The organism is Paraclostridium benzoelyticum (assembly GCF_001006285.1).
GTDB classification, from domain to species: Bacteria; Bacillota; Clostridia; order Peptostreptococcales; family Peptostreptococcaceae; genus Paraclostridium; species Paraclostridium benzoelyticum.
The window spans coordinates 1-17,388 of sequence record NZ_LBBT01000125.1; the positions used below are offsets into that span (position 1 = coordinate 1).

The 17,388-nt window shown below is 25.1% G+C and carries 19 protein-coding genes; 4 read left to right on the plus strand and 15 right to left on the minus strand.

Going from position 1 to position 17,388, the window contains the following annotated elements:
- The 6 genes from VN21_RS05295 to VN21_RS05315 form a co-directional block, all read right to left on the minus strand.
- Nucleotides 1-671: CPBP family intramembrane glutamic endopeptidase (locus VN21_RS05295; RefSeq protein ID WP_046822384.1), on the minus strand; the 671-nt coding region annotated here is incomplete at its 3' end.
- A gap of 126 nt (nucleotides 672-797) precedes the next feature.
- On the minus strand, nucleotides 798-1,565 hold the full coding sequence (locus VN21_RS05300) for a CPBP family intramembrane glutamic endopeptidase (protein ID WP_046822385.1): 768 nt from the start codon (nucleotides 1,563-1,565) through the stop codon (nucleotides 798-800).
- A 10-nt stretch (nucleotides 1,566-1,575) separates the two neighbouring features.
- Nucleotides 1,576-1,818 carry a hypothetical protein gene (locus VN21_RS05305; protein ID WP_046822386.1) on the minus strand — a complete coding sequence of 81 codons (243 nt, stop codon included), beginning with the start codon at nucleotides 1,816-1,818 and terminating at the stop codon, nucleotides 1,576-1,578.
- 32 nt (nucleotides 1,819-1,850) lie between these two features.
- Entirely contained in the window at nucleotides 1,851-2,015 is a 165-nt protein-coding gene (locus VN21_RS18620; protein ID WP_161794379.1) for a hypothetical protein, read from the minus strand.
- 155 nt (nucleotides 2,016-2,170) lie between these two features.
- Nucleotides 2,171-3,676, minus strand: coding sequence for an HlyD family efflux transporter periplasmic adaptor subunit (locus VN21_RS05310; protein WP_046822387.1), 1,506 nt, complete (start codon nucleotides 3,674-3,676; stop codon nucleotides 2,171-2,173).
- Nucleotides 3,666-5,879: a peptidase domain-containing ABC transporter gene (locus VN21_RS05315; RefSeq protein WP_046822388.1), complete on the minus strand. Its 2,214-nt coding sequence runs from the start codon at nucleotides 5,877-5,879 to the stop codon at nucleotides 3,666-3,668. Before VN21_RS05315 ends, VN21_RS05310 begins: the two co-directional genes overlap by 11 nt.
- A gap of 210 nt (nucleotides 5,880-6,089) precedes the next feature.
- Here VN21_RS05315 and VN21_RS05320 point away from each other — a divergent pair, with 210 nt between their 5' ends.
- Nucleotides 6,090-6,290, plus strand: a complete 201-nt coding sequence (locus VN21_RS05320; protein WP_046822389.1) for a hypothetical protein — start codon at nucleotides 6,090-6,092, stop codon at nucleotides 6,288-6,290.
- A gap of 65 nt (nucleotides 6,291-6,355) precedes the next feature.
- Nucleotides 6,356-6,769: a CPBP family glutamic-type intramembrane protease gene (locus tag VN21_RS19460; RefSeq protein WP_226896675.1), complete on the plus strand. Its 414-nt coding sequence runs from the start codon at nucleotides 6,356-6,358 to the stop codon at nucleotides 6,767-6,769.
- 76 nt (nucleotides 6,770-6,845) lie between these two features.
- On the opposite strand, the gene VN21_RS05330 is transcribed toward VN21_RS19460, so the two are convergent.
- Both VN21_RS05330 and VN21_RS05335 read right to left on the minus strand, forming a co-directional pair.
- Nucleotides 6,846-7,883, minus strand: coding sequence for a sensor histidine kinase (locus VN21_RS05330; RefSeq protein ID WP_161794380.1), 1,038 nt, complete (start codon nucleotides 7,881-7,883; stop codon nucleotides 6,846-6,848).
- A 299-nt stretch (nucleotides 7,884-8,182) separates the two neighbouring features.
- Nucleotides 8,183-8,893, minus strand: coding sequence for a LytR/AlgR family response regulator transcription factor (locus VN21_RS05335; RefSeq protein ID WP_046822392.1), 711 nt, complete (start codon nucleotides 8,891-8,893; stop codon nucleotides 8,183-8,185).
- A gap of 547 nt (nucleotides 8,894-9,440) precedes the next feature.
- Here VN21_RS05335 and VN21_RS05340 point away from each other — a divergent pair.
- Nucleotides 9,441-9,734 carry a hypothetical protein gene (locus tag VN21_RS05340; protein WP_046822393.1) on the plus strand — a complete coding sequence of 98 codons (294 nt, stop codon included), beginning with the start codon at nucleotides 9,441-9,443 and terminating at the stop codon, nucleotides 9,732-9,734.
- Between the two features lie 211 nt (nucleotides 9,735-9,945).
- Nucleotides 9,946-11,100, plus strand: coding sequence for a hypothetical protein (locus VN21_RS05345; RefSeq protein WP_046822394.1), 1,155 nt, complete (start codon nucleotides 9,946-9,948; stop codon nucleotides 11,098-11,100).
- A 59-nt stretch (nucleotides 11,101-11,159) separates the two neighbouring features.
- On the opposite strand, the gene VN21_RS19215 is transcribed toward VN21_RS05345, so the two are convergent.
- From VN21_RS19215 to VN21_RS05375, 7 genes are all read right to left on the minus strand, one after another.
- Complete coding sequence (locus VN21_RS19215) at nucleotides 11,160-11,282, minus strand: hypothetical protein (protein ID WP_257440349.1); 123 nt, start codon at nucleotides 11,280-11,282, stop codon at nucleotides 11,160-11,162.
- Nucleotides 11,283-11,667: 385 nt separating this feature from the next.
- Entirely contained in the window at nucleotides 11,668-12,945 is a 1,278-nt protein-coding gene (locus VN21_RS05355) for a PqqD family peptide modification chaperone (protein WP_046822395.1), read from the minus strand.
- A gap of 99 nt (nucleotides 12,946-13,044) precedes the next feature.
- Nucleotides 13,045-13,179, minus strand: coding sequence for a hypothetical protein (locus VN21_RS19220; protein WP_264303190.1), 135 nt, complete (start codon nucleotides 13,177-13,179; stop codon nucleotides 13,045-13,047).
- Nucleotides 13,180-13,275: 96 nt separating this feature from the next.
- Nucleotides 13,276-14,406, minus strand: coding sequence for a metallopeptidase TldD-related protein (locus VN21_RS05360; RefSeq protein WP_046822396.1), 1,131 nt, complete (start codon nucleotides 14,404-14,406; stop codon nucleotides 13,276-13,278).
- 73 nt (nucleotides 14,407-14,479) lie between these two features.
- A complete protein-coding gene (locus tag VN21_RS05365) occupies nucleotides 14,480-15,661 on the minus strand; it encodes a metallopeptidase TldD-related protein (RefSeq protein ID WP_046822397.1) in 1,182 nt (393 codons plus the stop codon).
- A 9-nt stretch (nucleotides 15,662-15,670) separates the two neighbouring features.
- Entirely contained in the window at nucleotides 15,671-16,312 is a 642-nt protein-coding gene (locus tag VN21_RS05370) for a hypothetical protein (RefSeq protein WP_046822398.1), read from the minus strand.
- On the minus strand, nucleotides 16,313-17,008 hold the full coding sequence (locus VN21_RS05375; protein ID WP_046822399.1) for an ATP-binding cassette domain-containing protein: 696 nt from the start codon (nucleotides 17,006-17,008) through the stop codon (nucleotides 16,313-16,315).
- Nucleotides 17,009-17,388 lie beyond the last annotated feature (380 nt).

The window sequence follows — 17,388 nt, forward strand, 5'->3', positions numbered from 1 at the left end:
ATTATATAAGAAATAGATTTACTAATATTTAAATATGGAGTTATAAATGCTGCAGAAAAATTGTATACAATATGAGCAGTTATGCTTCCTAGAATGGATTCATAATGTAAATATATTAAAGCAAATACTATTCCAATTAAAGATGTATATATAAATTGGACAGGATTCCCATGAGCTAATCCAAAAAGTATTGCTTGTAAAATAATAGATCCAACTAAATTATTATCATACTTCATATGTCCAAGTATGTATTCTCTAAATATTATTTCTTCGTATATAGGACCTATTATTATAATAGAAAATAATTGTGGGAATGAATAAATAGCATTTGACGCTTGTCTCTTTATTTCTATATAGCTTGGGAATATATGTATTAATATTGATGTTAATTGAGATACAAATATACTTCCGATTAGTCCAATTAAACTAATATATATTATTTTTTTAAAACTAATTTTTCTCAAAGCTCCGTTATTAATTAAACTTTTTTTCTTTGTATATGTAAATAACCACAATAAGAGTAATGTAATGCAATCTGATAAGCCTGCTATAGTGTATATTTGATTGTTATTTTCAAAAAAAATTCCCCAAATCATATTAACAATAAATACGGTAATATTAAATAGTAATTCTAATATTATAAATAATCCTACTGCCTCTAATTTATTCATAAAAATTCTCCTTAAGATACTTTATTTACTTTTAAATGTCATTTTTTATTTTCTATTAGAATTTGTTCTTTATATAGTATTCCTTGCTTTATAAAGGCTGTACAATAATAAAAGTTTTAAAAGTAATTATTTATATAATGCATATTCATATTTTTTTAGTATCTTTAAAATTGAAATAACCAAACTCACTATTCCAAATATGATTACTATATATTGCATAACAGGACTACTAGCTGCTAGTGTAGGGATTATTAATATTCCAAATAAATTAAAAACAATATGTAAAATTATACTTCCAACTAATGACTCAGAATACATATATACCAGTGCCAACGCTATTCCTAATAAAAAAGTATATATTCCTTGAACAATATTTAAATGGAAAAATCCAAAAACTAATGCTTGTCCAATTACAGCACACACTGTATTATAATTTTCCTTCAAATATCCAAATATAACATACCTAAATAGTATTTCTTCATATATAGGGATTAACAGTATAACTATAACCAATTGAAATACAGAACTATGTGTAGACATTAATTGATCTTGTACATTTGTATAACTTGGAATGAATATCTGCAATATAACAGTTAGAATTGACACAACAACACTAATTCCAACTCCAAGCAAGCTAATATTTATTGCTTCATTTGCTTGTATTTTTTTAAAAGTAGTTTTACTTAATAGCTTTTTATCATAATTTAAAAGTATAAAATGAACTAAAATTAATGTAAGAATATCTGATATAAAAATCATTACATATAGATATTTGCTAAACTCATTAGAATTTCCAAGGAATGTAGCAAATATTAATGATACAATACCACCGATAAGAGAACTTATTACGAATAATCCTACACATATTCCTAACGATTTTAAAAATTTTTTCATAATCATTACCTTAAACCATTAAACTAACTTGTATGTAGTATAAAATAGCAAAGTATGCTACTGATAAAACAATACCTACTATACTTAATATACGTCCTATTTTGTAAGCCTTACAATTATCTTCTTTTAATCTTTTAGATGAAATTATTATACCAGCGATACTTACTATTAATCCTATTGCCGGTATAATCCATGCTATTAAACTTGATATACCTAGTATCATTGGTGCTTTATATTTTTTAACAATGTCCATATTGTTTAATCCTTTCTATTTAAAATTTTATTTTATTTATTTTTATTAACTAATGTATTAATAAAACTTTTTATACCTATTGCAAATATAAATATACTAATAAGATTAATTGAACTTTTGCCCCCTAATATACATGACCATAAAAATAATCCTAGGAATATACCTTTTAATATCAATTTTAACTTATTTGAAATCATACAATACAGCACCCCCCTTTTTATTATTTATCTTATACTAATTAAAATCTGTATTAAATTTAAGATCATATAGCCAGTTTTACTAAATTCACTATATAACTAAATTACCAGTACAGATCTAAATATATTTATTTCTATTTAAATATAACTATAAATCATTTTAATCCAATTTGCTCTAAAAGATAATAAAGCATTTTTTCACTTCTTGTTATAATTTTTGCTTCACATACCATTCCTGGCTTTATAGAGCTTTTTTCACCCTTATTACTATGTAGTGCATTTGAATTTAAACTCCCTTCACCTATAAAACACGAAACTCCAGTTTCGATATTCACATTTGAATCAGGACTTATACTCTCTAATTTTCCTTCTAAAAATCCATATTCTCTATATGGTAGAGATTCAAAGCTATACTTTATCTTAGAGCCTTCTGCTATGTTAGCTACATCTTTAGTTTGTATAACTAAATCTACTTTAAAGTTAGTTGAATTTGGAACCACATCCGCAATCATAGTCCCTGGCTGTAAAACTACTACCGGTTGCAAGTTTAAATTTACTTTTATTTTTCCATTAGAATTAGCTTTAACAATACACTTATCTATACTTTGTTCTATTTGTTTTTTACCTTTTTCTAATTTTTTCTTTTCATCTTTATTTAAATTTATTTTTTCTTCTATTTGTGATAAAGTAACTGATTTATTCTGATCTTTATTGATGTTCGCTGACTCATCTAAGCTTTTTAAATTACTATCTAAAGTATCTAAATTTTGATCTGCTTTGCTTATACTGTCTTTAACTTGAGCTATTGTATCATTTTTAAGTTTTTCTAATTCCTCATTGCTATTTTTAATTTCTAAATCTATTTGACTAATTTGTGTTTGCTTCTCATCTACACTAGCTTTAATTAAGTCTAATTGTTGAGTATCATCTTGAGGTATATCATTAGTTTTTTTATTGTCTGATTCAATTTGTTGACTTAGACTATTCTTAGAATTCTTTAGTTGATCAATTTTATTTTGAATCATATTTTTTGAGCTAATATAACTTTCATATTGAGCACTATATGATGAGTTCGGATCATTATAATTCTTTTCTTCAACAATAGATTTATTAAATTTTTCTAAATTACTTTTTTCATTACTAAGAGTGTCTTTTGATTTAGATATTGAATTTTTCTCAGATAAAGAAACTTTATTTCCAGATTCATAACTTTTAAACTTGTAATAATATTCTTTTTCTTCATCATTATTTGTAAAATAGTTTGTATTAGAAGATATAGCCTTATTAAGTTTATTTAAATTTTTGTTTTCTTTATCTATTTTCTCTATCTGATCATCTATTTGTTTTTTTTCTTCTTTTAAGTCATTAGAGTCAACTTCAAATAATATATCTCCTTTTGATACAGTTTCTCCATTTTTCATTTTTACACTTTTAACTTCACCTTGAACAATGTTGGAGATAGTTTTAATCTCGCTATTTGGTCTTACTACACCTGATGCTTTCACGACTATTTCTTTTTCACTAAACCAAGCCCAAGTAAAAAATATTAGTATTAGCAATAATAAAATATAAATAAACATAGTTATATACTTATTTGGTTTAGATTCTAGAATTTGTCTGCTATCGCTTAAATTATTTATATCTTCTATTTTAAACTTCAACACCAACAACCTCCTTAACTTGAGTTTTTTCAATATTATTTATTTCAGGAAGTTGTTCTTTCCATAGTTTATAATATCTGCCTTTGTTATCTAGCAAATCCTTATGATTTCCTTTTTCTTTAATTTCACCTTTTTCCAAAATATAAATATTATCACATCTCATAATAGTACTTAATCTATGAGCTATTATAATAGTTGTCATTCCTTCGCTGAAGTCATGAATAGTTCTTTCTATAGCTTTTTCTGTTATAGAATCAAGATTACTTGTAGCTTCATCCATTATGAGTATTTCTGGCTTTCTAAGGATAGCTCTAGCTATTGATAATCTTTGTTTTTGCCCTCCAGAGAAGTTAGATCCATTTTCTTCAACAAGTGTGTTATACCTTAGAGGCAAGGAGTTTATAAATCCATGAATTTGAGCTTTTTCACAAGCATCTATAACTTCTTCATATGTTAAATAAGGATTTCCGAGCATCAAGTTTTCTAATATAGTTCCATTAAATAAAAATGTTTCTTGTGAAATATAAGCAATTTTATCTCTTAATGACTCAACATTTATATCTAATAAATTATAATTATTTACTAAAATTTCTCCTTTTTCACATTGATAAAAGTTAAGTAGTAGTTTAGCTAAAGTAGTTTTTCCAGAACCACTTTCTCCAACTAAAGCTATTCTCTCCCCTTTTTTAATAGACAGATTTATATTTTTTAAAATAAGATTTCTAGTCCCATATCTAAAATCAACATTTTTAAATTCTATATTTCCTTTTAATGATTTAGGTTTTATTTTTTTATCTTCCTGTTCTGATTTTTCAAGTTCTAAGTCTAGTATTTCACTTAATCTTTCTGCTGCAACAAGTGCGGTTTGAACAGTAGGCTGTAAGTTTATTATATTTTCTATTGGATCTAAAAAATATGCTAATAATGCATTAAATGTTAATAACTCCCCAAATGAAATACTTCCATTTAATACTTGAGTAGATCCAATCCAAAGAACAATTATTGCAAATATACTTTCCACCAAGCGTTTAAATGTTACTTGCAGATTATTTATACGCTCATTTTTGAAAATAGCTTTAATAAACTTTATAAATCTTTTTTCCGTTTCTAAGTTAACTTCTCTTTCTGAATTAAAAGCTTTTATTGTTTCTATCCCATTTAAAGACTCTATTAGATATGAAGTCAATTTAGAATTTTTCTCCATAGTTTCTCTATTCACCTTTTCTATACTGCTTTTAAATGAGTATACAATTATTCCATATATCACTAGCGGAATTATAGTTAGTCCAAATAAAGAAGGACTTTGAGAATATAATATTCCTCCCCCTATTAAAACCATGAAAACATCTATCATCATAGTAAGAGCAACTCCTGATATAGCTTGCCTTATGTTAGATGCATCATTAAATCTAGATATAATTTCTCCTACTTCTCTTGTTCCAAAGAAATTCATTGGTAAATTAATAACATGCTCATAATATCCGAGCATAAGTGGAATATCTAACTTTTGACCTAAATGAATAAGCAAATGAGTTCTAAACGCTTCCATTATAACTTTAAATATAGCTAATACTATAAATCCAATAGAAAAAATCGTTAATGACTGTTTTAAATTGTTAGGGACTATATCATCTAATAAAAATTTAAAATAAAAAGACCCTATTATTCCAAATATAGTTATTAATATAGATGCAAAAAATATATTTATTAATAGTCCTTTTTGAGGTTTTAATAAATCAAAAAATCTAGTAAATACACCTTTAACTTCATTACCTTTTTTAAAATCTGATGTAGGTGTAAGTATTATTAAAACCCCTGTCCATATATTAAAAAATTCAATTGGTTTATATTTAACTATCCCTTTAGCTGGGTCAGCAACAATAATTTCTTTTTCACTTATTTTATGTATCACAACATAATGAAGCATTGTATTATCAATTACAACATGAGCTATAGCTGGAAGAGGTATTTCGCTAAAAATATCTTCAGGTTTATTAGCCTTAACACCTTTGGCTGAAAACCCTAATTTTTCAGCAGCTTTTATAACTCCTAAAGCGCTTGTCCCATCTTTATCAGTTCCTGCAACCTCTCTTATTTTAGATATAGGATATTTAAGCCCATATGTCTTACATATAGTCGCTAGGCATGCACATCCACAATCTTTGTAATCATGTTGCTTTATGCAATAGTATTTTTTCACCATTTTCCTCCCTTAATAGATACTGTCAGATATTGCGACTATATATATTTTTTCAAGAAAAGTAAATATATTTTGGTTGAATAGTATAATTTCGATACTGAATAGTATATTAAGAACTATTCAGTGCGAAAATTATACTATTCAGTCATTTTTTGTAATTTATTAGGTTTTTCATGTTACTATTAATTTGAATTAAATCAAGGGGGTTGCATTATGCAGGAATTAAAATTAGATCAATTATCTGAAATAAGCGGAGGAGAAGGTTTTTGGAAAGGTTATTTTACAGGTAAAGTTGTAGACTATGTAGCTGAAGGTACAATACATCCTAGTGCTCATAGTAAAAAAATTGCCCGTAGAGCTTATGGTTCTAAATGGAAATCTGGAGAGAGACTTGCTAAAAACTTTAGGAAATAATGGGAATATTAAATTATATAAATAACTATTTGTATAGTTTATCTGAAAAAAAATATATCGTTGTTATGTTGCTTCTTTCATACATAATTTACATACCATTGATACCATTTTTTCAGAATTATGATATAGGCGGAACACAGTTTCTAATAAACGCTTCTTTCATTGGCAAATTGATAAATGGTTCTTTAATTATACCATTTATAGAAACTTTCATTTTTCAATATTTAGCAATAGGGATTATTAAATCTATAAAAAAAATTAAAGGAAATAATTGTTTAGTTATAATTATTTCAGCTATAGCATTTTCATTATCTCATTATTATAATGTGCTTTATATTTTTTATAGTTTCATTATGGGGATATTTCTAGCTTATACATATATACTATACGAAAAAAAGAATTATCATCCTTTTTTAATGGTAATGACAATTCATGCTTTAAGAAATACAATAACAACATTGATATTAACTTTTTTGTAAGCTATAAATTTTTTATAGCTTACTTTTTGACTATTATAGATTATATAACTAAAGAGTATTAATAACTAAACAGTTATTAATACTCTTTTTCATAAGGAATCATAATTTTAACTGTAAAAGCATTCTTAGAATAATTCAAAACTATCTCACCAAAATACTTTTCAACTGATTTCTTTACATTATTCAGGCCTATTCCATGCATATAGGAATTTTTTTTACTAGTTAAAAATAAGTTTTTACTTTTTTTTATTTCATTTATTTTAGTATTTTCAACTAAAATAATGCAAAACTCATCTATATACTTGCTTCTCAATATTATTTTTTTAGGAATAGTAGAGTCTTGTATCTTATTACAAGCATCAATTGCATTATCTATTAAGTTTGAAAATATGGTGCATATATCAATCATTTCAATAAAAGAACTTTTAGAAAAATCCATATCCACATAAAAATCTATACCTTTTTCAATACAAATTAATTTTTTCTCCCTTAAAATGGAATCTAGTATCATATTTCCTGTATTGAAATCTTTACTTAATTTTCTATAAGCATTTATATTAATTTCCATACTATTTATATACTCTAAAATTTCATCTGTTTTTTCATCTTCACATAAGGTTTTTATACAAATAATGTGATTTTTAATATCATGATGCAAAGACCTAACCTTATCTTTTTCTTCATTTATTTTTTTGTAGTAATTTTGCTCTTTAAGTACGTTATCTTTAATCATTTTATTTTCATAATCTAACTTATGGCTATAGATATATTTTTTGATCATATAAAAGTTATAAGCTTTAGAAATTAGAACTAATATAGGTATAATTATCAAAATGATAATGTGAAATTTTGCGATAACTTTATCTATTGCAATTATTCTAAAGAGCACGATTGCCATTATTATATTTATTAAAATAGGAATACATATAGATATATAATTTATTTTTTTATATGTATTTTCGCAATTCTTAAATTTATTTATTTGGATACATATCTGAAACATAGACAGCATAAGTATATTTTGAGTTATCATACTTTCAGTATCAGCTACTGTATAATTTCTAGCAAAATCTTGAATTAAATCATTGTAATTTATATAAAAAATAGCATCCACACTAATATACTCAATTGGGGTATATAAAATAAACCAATATAATAAACTAATCAAAACACATATTAAAAGGTTTTGATTATAATTAAATTTATAAAAAACAATACATAATGATATAAGTATTGTTGAACTTTCAAATTGAAATATAAATATAAACATTGAAATAATAAAAATGCATGTATGGATAATTTTATTATTAAACTTTTTAGAACTAAAATTATCAACTATAGATTTAAATAAAAGTAAATATACAAACCCGGTAATTAAGTCTAATAAAGCAGAAAAATAGTTATTTATATCAATCATATTAAACTTCCTAATATATCTGTTATTTTACTTTTCAAATCTTTAATTTTATACCTACTGACTAGTATTTCATTACCTTTTATAAAAACAGAGTTTTTATCAATAGCGTTAACTTTAAATAAGTTTATTAAGTATGCTCTATGACACCTAAAAAATGAATATTCTGTTAGTTGTAATTCTAAATTTTTTATACTTTCTCTTGTTTTATATATTTCAGTATCTGTATGTATTAATGCAACTCTGCATTCCACTTCTATATATAAAATAGAATTTATAGGAATAATAATTGTTTTTCCTTCATCAATTTCTTTTATTGATATATATTTTTCTTTATTTTTTAAGACTTCATTTTTGCATTGAATCAAATGTTTTGAAAAATCAATATAATTTATAGGCTTTAATAAATATCTAAAGGCTCTTACTTCGTAACCCTCTTGCATGAAATCTGAAATTGCAGTCGTAAAAACAATTGTTACTTTTGTATCAAATAATCTTATTTTTTTAGCAGTTTCGATGCCGTTTATACCTAACATTTGAACATCCAATAAAAGTATGTCCAAACCATTAGGGTAATTTGCTAATAAATCCTCCCCACTATTAAATTCTGATATTTCATAAATATCCTTAGAAAACAATTTACCTATATATTGTAATAAAATTTCCCTATGAATATATTCATCATCACAAATAGCTATTTTGATTTTCATAATGTCTTCCTCCCTATCTAATGGCAATATATTTTCCCCTAAAATAAAAATATCTCATTACCTTAAGATAGAACTAAGATAATGAGATTTCCTTATAGTTATATAGTCGTATTGTTGATACTTAAAACTATTTATGATATATTAATCATTGTAGTAATAACATTTTTAGTACGCTCTTATCTAGAGTGTTCTATCAAAAGCTAGGAATAAGCCGCCAAACTTATATTCCTAGCTTTTTTTATATTTTATTTTTAAATCTTAAAAATAATATTACCATATATTGTAAATTATTTGTAAATATTTACAAATTCTAAAAATCTTAATTGTAATTATATTAAATTCATACAATGTTATTTTATTTAATTAATTTATTATAAATAGTATTGTACGACTAGAGATTAAGTATCTTTAGATTGGATTTTAAAAACAAGAAAATATAAAATTAATTGTATTAGAAACTTTATTACAATTTGTCCTCATGTATTTTTAAAAAAGCTGCGTCATACAATTTATATATACAATTCATATGTATAAGGGGGAAATTATGATGGACTTTCTACAAACTGTTATCGTTGGAGGTTTAGCAGGTATCATAGCAGGATTAATACCATATTTCATAGGTAAAAATAAAGATCAAATAAAAATGGCTACACAAGCTCTTATAGTTTGTGGGATATGCGGTATTTTGCTAGGTCTTTTATTAGCACTGCCTGTCGCACTTATTTATACTTTTTTAATATGCTCAAAATACAAGAATGAAATTACATGCCCTTATTGTAATGAACGTATATTAAAAGATGCTACAGTATGTAAATATTGCAAACAAAATATAAATCAATAACATCCTCTTTTAGTTAATTTATTTTTAAAAAATGTCTTGCTAAATTCTAGTTAATTTAACAAGGCATTATTTTTTTATTTGTAGGCTACAAATTATTACAAATTTAGATAAACTATATATGTATAATATCTTTTGTAGTTATTTTTAAGATTGCGAAACGTCACTTTTTTGTGAATCAAATTTCACAATAAAAAGAAACGGGGGATTTATAATGAATCGCAGAAAAGGAATTTTAATAGCACTAGGAGTAGTTGCTGTAATAGTTGGATGTACTCTAGTTCTTAGGCCAATATCTAAAACTAAAAAAATTAGTAAAGATGAGGTTGTAAAAGAAGTAAACACTGGAGAGGTTACAAAAAATAAAGAAGAAACATTAGCAAAATTATTAGAAGGTAAGTACTTATATGATGATAGCGTTGATAGCAAAATAGGTACAGTATCCTGTTTCAATAAAGATGAAGTAGTAGCATTATACCCATATGAAGCGGATGTAAATAAAATTAAAAAAACATCCACTGATACAAATACTGTTTTATTCGAACTTGAAAGTAATGAACATGGTTCCCCTGAAATTATAATTAAATCTAAATTTAAAATAGAAAAAACAAATGATACATCTGTAACTCTTGTAGAGTCACCAAATGTTGAACCTACAGGGCTATCTAAAAGTTTAAATATACTAACTACAGAAGAGAGTGAAAAAGCTATAGCTAAAGTTAATCCTGATTATGTTCAAGATAAAAACTTGGATGATTTAGGATTAACAAAAGAGTTGTTCACTAAAACTTTTGGATCAGTTCAAACTAGCAAAAGTTCTGATGAAAACATTATATCATCAGAAAAAGCATTACAATTATGCAAAGACAAGTTATCAGGCTTTAAAAATACTGACTATCTTACTTTAGGAAAAAATACACCTGGTATGCCTTCAGGCGGTAAATACAATGGAGTTAGATACATATATGTGTATTACATGATAGATGGAATAGCTGCTGATTACAGATACTGCGTTAAAGAAAGTGATGGATCAATATACTATGAAGACTCTGCTAATATAGGCAAATTGATAGATATTGATACACATATCGCAAACAATAAAAGTATTAGCGATTCTGAGCCTACAATCAAAGAGAATGAAGATACAACAGAAAGAAAGAAGATATCAGAAAGCGAAGCGATTGTTCTATGTGATAAAAGACTTAAAGAACTAAATTTTCGTGAATTTGAATCTCCTGGTAGCGTCATTAACACATTAGAAGGAGATTATTACCAAATTGTATATGATGGGGGAGATGCTTTTGCCGTTCATATGTATACTGGAGAAGTTTTTTACTCTGGGCGTGATGGAATATCTAATCTAGAATAGTTAAAAAAAGAAACTACAATCTAGTGGTATAGAGCGAAGTTTCTATGTAAATAAAATATCTATTTATTTAGGTCACTCTTATTGCCGTTAGAGTGACTTTTTAACTTATCATAAATAAAACATCCGACTATGCTAAAAAATATAGCGTCGGAATTGTTTAAAAATAATCTTAAAATTTCCATACTTCCACCTCCTTCCTATTGGAAGTAGGTTTTATCCTTCGTATAGAAACAGTCACTCTTAGATTGTAATTTCCATTTATTATTATAACATAAATAAACTTACAAATATCTAATATATAAGATATTATGAACTACAAATTATACTATGATTAAAAAAGTGTAAATGAATGGATCTAAACATAAGACCCATTCATTTACACTTTTTAATATTATTAAATTTTTGTATATAAGTTATAAAAATACCTATAAAAAATGGAATTGAAAATATTAAGTATTCAATCTCTTTAGTGTTATAGTACTGGAATATTAAATACACCAATACAACAATTCTTATAATTTTAAAGGTATATAGCATATTTTCCTTTTTCATATGTATCTCCTTAATCTAAGGTATTTTAATGCCTTCAGAATAATACCAATGGCACTTATCTACATTCTTATAGTTAACTATTGATTCTGCAATACAATCTTTGCATTTATCAATAAGTTCACATCCTTTGCACAACTTCTCCTCTGCACTTTTCAAGCTAGGAAAGATCTTAGAATTTCTTATATAAATCGATTCTAATGACTCATTATTTATATCGCCTATCTCTTTGCTAATCATAGGGCATGGAGATAACTTAAATGATGGATTAACTTTTAAAATCCTATAGCCTAATCCACAATTTAGGTTGTTGTTAGAATTATGATCTTCAAATGCGCCTACTTTAAATTTTTCATCTTCATATTTATCTTTTAGTTTTGTTATAAGTAAATGTATTTCATTTGGTCCAAAGTTAGATTTAATATTATTTTCGTTGGCTCTTCCTTGTTCAGACACCCATCCAATTCTATGTAAATCTACTCCTTTATCCTTTAAGTAGATGCATAACTCTTCTATTTCCTTGAAATCTTGCTCTGCTATGCAAGTAGCTACAACCAATTGAACGTTCTTATTTTTAATAACTTCTAAAAATTTTATAGTTTTTTCAAATGAATCTGATTTTCCTCTTATAAAGTTATGTGATTCATTAAATCCATCAATACTAATTTGTATAAGTCCATTAACATTTTCTAACTTATCAATACATTTTAAAATTTTATCATTTAAAATATATCCACTTGTCGTTACCTGAACCTTTACTTCTTTACTAACTAAATAATCTATAACCTTATCTATATGCTCATATAAAAATGGTTCTCCTCCTGTTAGCTGAAAACATTGAACCCCTTGATCTATCATTTGTTCCAAAACGTTCATTAAAGTTTTATAATTCATTGAGTCTCCAACTCCTGCATTTAAATAACAATGCTTACATTTTAATGGGCAATTATGAGTCAACTCTAAAACAACAACTTCTGGAGTGTAATATTGTTTACTTCCTTTTATCTTGCAAGGAGTTAAATTCTTATTGTTATTGTAAGATACTACATTACCATCTTCTAATTGCAAAATAAATTGACTTACAAAATTTTTTACAGTGTCATAATTCTCATTATACTTTTTACATAACTTATCAATTATATCTTCTTGAGAGTTAGTTCCATTACATAATTCTAATATATCTTGAGCACTTTGATTTATTCCAAACTCTTTTCTAATTCCTTTTATTGCTACTGATATAAAATTGCAGTCTGGCTGTAATTTTATATAATTATTTTCTACTAGTGAAATATACATATTTTCCTCCATATAAAAAATAGCTGCCTTTTAAAGAAGTTAGTAGAGAGTAATACATCATTACAATATATTCCCTCTCTAATTTCAAAACACCTATTTTTAGCCTGCTACAATTGCAAGAGCTCCACATATTGCTGTAAGAGCTGCTAACCCTTCTGTAAATCCTATAACCGCTAATTCAGGTTGAGCTACACATACTCCTAATTCTGCTTTAAATAACATTGGTTTTTCCATTTTGTTACCTCCTATGTATTAAATAATTTTTAATTTTTTAGATAAAATTGTTTAATGTCATAACATTTTTATCCCCTCCTTATTAACATGTATTCGCTAAAATTCATATATAAAATTTCCTACTAATATATCATCAACGCTTGATTTACTTCCTCTAATTTCTTTTGCTGAATTTAAAAACTCTATTAAATTTAATGTAGTTATCTTACTTTTAAATTTTGATTTATTAATCGTATGATTCGCTATAATAGATATGTTCATATTTTGAAAATCAATTCCTAGTATTTTAATATCTTGAATTATATTTTGGCTATATTCATCTACCTCATCTGTAGATACTATAAGTGAACTATATTTTGATTGTAATTTACCTTCTGAATTTATTTCACAGTTTCCATATACTGTCTGATTCAAAATAATACTTTGTTCTAAGGTAACTATATAATTTTTTAAAATTCCATCCTTAATTAAGTATCCATCTGATATAGGCATTCCTTCATCATCTAGATCTAAAGGGCTTATTTTTTGCTGAAATATACTAAGTTTAGAAGAAAATACTTTTTTATTTAATAAATTGACATTAAATGCTGATTGTTCGCTTAATACTCTTTCTCCAGACAAGCTTTCTAAAATAATATTTATTAGTTTAATTACCACATTATTTTCTAATATGTACTTGCCTTTCAATTCTTTTTCTTGCAAGTTCTCATCATTTTTTATTAAATTTTTATAAATTTCATCTCCTATAGATGAAAATAATTTTATATTTTTATTATTATAAAAACGATAAGTTTTTCTTGTAAATATCGATATTTCACATGTTAACTTATCCTTAGAAATAAGAGTATTTACACATGTCTTATTTTCAGATATTTTATTTATTTTTTGTTTATAGATTAATTTAAAACCTATGTTGAAATCTTCATTGATTTTATTTCGTATAATTTTTTTTTCTCTACTTAGCCAATCTAATATCTTAAATTCATCATAATTAAATATTTTATTTTCTATATGCCTACCTGTGTCTAAATAGCTAGTTGAATTTTCATTAATTTTTAAATTGTTTATATTTAATTTCTTTAAATTTTTATAATTAATAGTTCCTTCACTGCTTATAAAGGCTGCATTAGTTGTGTACACTCCTTCATCTAATTGAATAATCAAATTCGGATAGTTTAATTCTTTTTTTGAACAAGTTTGTGTTTCATCGATGTCTTTAATTTCCAAAATAGAGTAATTTACTTTAGTTCAAATAAATTTTTTAATATCATTATCTTTACTTAATATCGAAATTAAATCTTTACAGCTCATAGCCTACTCCTTTTACCTTCACATTAGTTATATGGATTGTTGGAGCTCCAATACCTACCCTTACAACTTGATTTTTTTTAACACAAAACCTTGATGAGATTGTTAAGTCATCGCCTATTTCAGATATATTGTTTAATATATCTACTATGTTCCCTTCTATTTCTAAGTTAGGTATGTAAAATATAGAATTTTGATTATATTTTATATAACCCTCTCCTATCAATTTATATGTAAATTTATACGGTATAAACTCTCCATTTGTAATCGATGATACGTGGATATACTCTCCTTTTAATGGAGTTATCAATTTATTCCCTTTTAAAATTGTCATTCTCATTCTAGATAAAGGTGTATGCTGATAATCTTGACTCCTCGCAAACCCATATAAATCACTTTTTCTTAAGTTATCTTTATTGTCTATACTAATTATTTCATTAATTTTGCTAGAATCTATTAAAGTTAATGGTTTTATTTCTCTACCAAGGTCATCTAGCTTATTTAACCCTATTTTATGTTGGTGACCCTCTATATCATCTACTACAGTCATTTGCTTAGGAAACTCCATTTTAGAAATTTGGTCCCTTTTAATGTTAAAAATATCATTTTCTAAAAGATGACCTATTATTTCATGACAGAAATATCCACTTGAAATAGGTGCTAGCTCTACTTCTTTAAATACACTATCTATTTTTAATAGATTTTGCTTATTATATATTGCAACTACTTTGTGGTGATTTTCTTTAAAAAAGTTATCTATCATAGCCTTTATTTTGATAAATGAAATTTCATTTATATTTATAGGTTCTTCAAAAATAATATTTATATTGGAATTTACCTTTATGACAAGTCTTAAAAGATTATAGTACCTTTTATCTAAATTCTCATTAATTGTAACTGTTTCCAAGTGATCTTTAATATAACAAACAATACTTGCATTATATTTACATATGTCTTTACTATAATAATTTAATAGCATTTCTAATTCTTTAATATGGTTTTCTAAAAATGCTAACGGGTTAATCAAATTAGACTCTTTATATACAACTTCATTCTTAACAACTTCTATTTTTGAATATTCTTTTCTAGATCCTTCGTCTATAGAATAATATGATATTGCCTTATTATTTATATATTTTATACAATACTCTTGTATATATTGTTTAAAAATCATATCTGCTCTCTACCCCTTAATATTATTAGTAACTCTTTTGTCTATAATCTTAGATACCGCTAATAATATGATTATAGATGTGAAAATTATTGAGTAAATAAAGTAGAATGTACTTTTGTAAGGGTTAACTATAGTTATAATAATTACCAATATAGCAATTAAGCTTAGAACACAATATAATTGATAATACATTTCATCTTTAACTATATAAATTAACATAAAACTTATACATGACGCTAATAATGCTGCTAATAAACCTATAGTTAGATATAAATGAACTTCATTGATCGTATGAACATCTTTTATAAAAAGAACTTCATATCCTAACAAGATTAAGTCAAATAAAAATGATACTATTACTGGTATCAGAACTTTACATCCCATATATACATATTTATTTATATCACTAGACAATATATATAAATTCATTTTATCTTTTTTATCGCATAATAAAGTATAGTTAGAAAATTGTAAGCAAATAGTTGAAGGAATTATTGCTAAAAACATGACTATAATACTTTCCTTGCTTATGAAACTATAATTTTTTGCTCCTATGATCATTGGCAAAAGAAGAATTATTATCATTGATAATACTATGTTCTTTTTTTGTCGAAGAATACACTTTAACTCTCTATAAATAATCGCATTCATTTACTCATTCTCCTCTGTATATTCAAAGTATTTTTTTTGAAAATCATCAAATTCATAGTTTACATACTCGTCGCATACTATTTCACCTTCATTTAATATGATTGTTCGATCCGAAAGCTCGTAAGAAAATTGTAGATCATGAGTAACTAAAATAATAGTTTTTCCATTGTTCTTTAAATCCATCAATAGTCCTTTGAGTAAAACCTTAGTTTCTGGATCTATTGCATTAGTTGGTTCATCTAGCAATATCATTGTTGGATTTGACATTATTCCTAAAATTAAAGATAATCTCTTTTTTAATCCTGATGACAATTCATAGCAATATTTGGTTAAATGTTTCTTCATCTTAAATTTAACTATTAGTTCATCATTATCCCATTTGTATTTTGTTTTTTGCCCAAGAGCTAATCTCTTGAAGTTTAAGTTTTCTTTTACTGTCATATCATTGTAAAAACCACCACTATCAAATAAAAAGAATATTTCCGATCTTTTTTTTGCTATGGATTTATCTATACAAATTTGACCTTTATTAGGAATTAAATATCCATTTATTAAATTTAGTAATGTAGTTTTCCCTACTCCATTGTGACCAATTATAGATACCATTTCGCCTTTTTTGATATTTAAATTTAAATCATTAAATATTAAATTTCCATTAGATTTATACTTAAAATCTAAATTATTAATTTCAATCATTTTTATCACCACAATTCATAAAATTATTATAAGTTTTTAATCAATTAAACATAAAAACAGCATTTGATTGTTTAAAAATAAACAATTATTTGTTGATACTTTATAATAAATATTCTTACTATTATAAAAACATAAATAGTCTTTAGTATCAATGAATACATTGAAATATCTGAATTTAAGCTTTCGAATTGGACTGGTTCAAAATTGTACATGTAATAAAAAACATGCTGTATTATCGGTGGAAAGCTCTTTTATATTTGATTTTTAAAACTCTTTGTTTATTTTATAACATATAAAAATCTAAAAGTATTATTTTTAGTACAACTTGTCATTATATAGCATAATTGGTATTAAAATGCTTAAAATAAATTCATTTATAT

What these genes read in the sequence shown, in the direction of transcription:
- VN21_RS05300 (WP_046822385.1), bottom strand. Translation starts at nt 1,565, where the DNA reads ATGAAAAAATTTTTAAAATCGTTAGGAATATGTGTAGGATTATTCGTA.
- VN21_RS05305 (WP_046822386.1), bottom strand. Translation starts at nt 1,818, where the DNA reads ATGGACATTGTTAAAAAATATAAAGCACCAATGATACTAGGTATATCA.
- VN21_RS18620 (WP_161794379.1), bottom strand. Translation starts at nt 2,015, where the DNA reads ATGATTTCAAATAAGTTAAAATTGATATTAAAAGGTATATTCCTAGGA.
- VN21_RS05315 (WP_046822388.1), bottom strand. Translation starts at nt 5,879, where the DNA reads ATGGTGAAAAAATACTATTGCATAAAGCAACATGATTACAAAGATTGT.
- VN21_RS05320 (WP_046822389.1), top strand. Translation starts at nt 6,090, where the DNA reads ATGCAGGAATTAAAATTAGATCAATTATCTGAAATAAGCGGAGGAGAA.
- VN21_RS19460 (WP_226896675.1), top strand. Translation starts at nt 6,356, where the DNA reads ATGTTGCTTCTTTCATACATAATTTACATACCATTGATACCATTTTTT.
- VN21_RS05335 (WP_046822392.1), bottom strand. Translation starts at nt 8,893, where the DNA reads ATGAAAATCAAAATAGCTATTTGTGATGATGAATATATTCATAGGGAA.
- VN21_RS05340 (WP_046822393.1), top strand. Translation starts at nt 9,441, where the DNA reads ATGGACTTTCTACAAACTGTTATCGTTGGAGGTTTAGCAGGTATCATA.
- VN21_RS05345 (WP_046822394.1), top strand. Translation starts at nt 9,946, where the DNA reads ATGAATCGCAGAAAAGGAATTTTAATAGCACTAGGAGTAGTTGCTGTA.
- VN21_RS19215 (WP_257440349.1), bottom strand. Translation starts at nt 11,282, where the DNA reads ATGGAAATTTTAAGATTATTTTTAAACAATTCCGACGCTATATTTTTT.
- VN21_RS05355 (WP_046822395.1), bottom strand. Translation starts at nt 12,945, where the DNA reads ATGTATATTTCACTAGTAGAAAATAATTATATAAAATTACAGCCAGAC.
- VN21_RS19220 (WP_264303190.1), bottom strand. Translation starts at nt 13,179, where the DNA reads ATGGAAAAACCAATGTTATTTAAAGCAGAATTAGGAGTATGTGTAGCT.
- VN21_RS05365 (WP_046822397.1), bottom strand. Translation starts at nt 15,661, where the DNA reads ATGATTTTTAAACAATATATACAAGAGTATTGTATAAAATATATAAAT.
- VN21_RS05370 (WP_046822398.1), bottom strand. Translation starts at nt 16,312, where the DNA reads ATGAATGCGATTATTTATAGAGAGTTAAAGTGTATTCTTCGACAAAAA.
- VN21_RS05375 (WP_046822399.1), bottom strand. Translation starts at nt 17,008, where the DNA reads ATGATTGAAATTAATAATTTAGATTTTAAGTATAAATCTAATGGAAAT.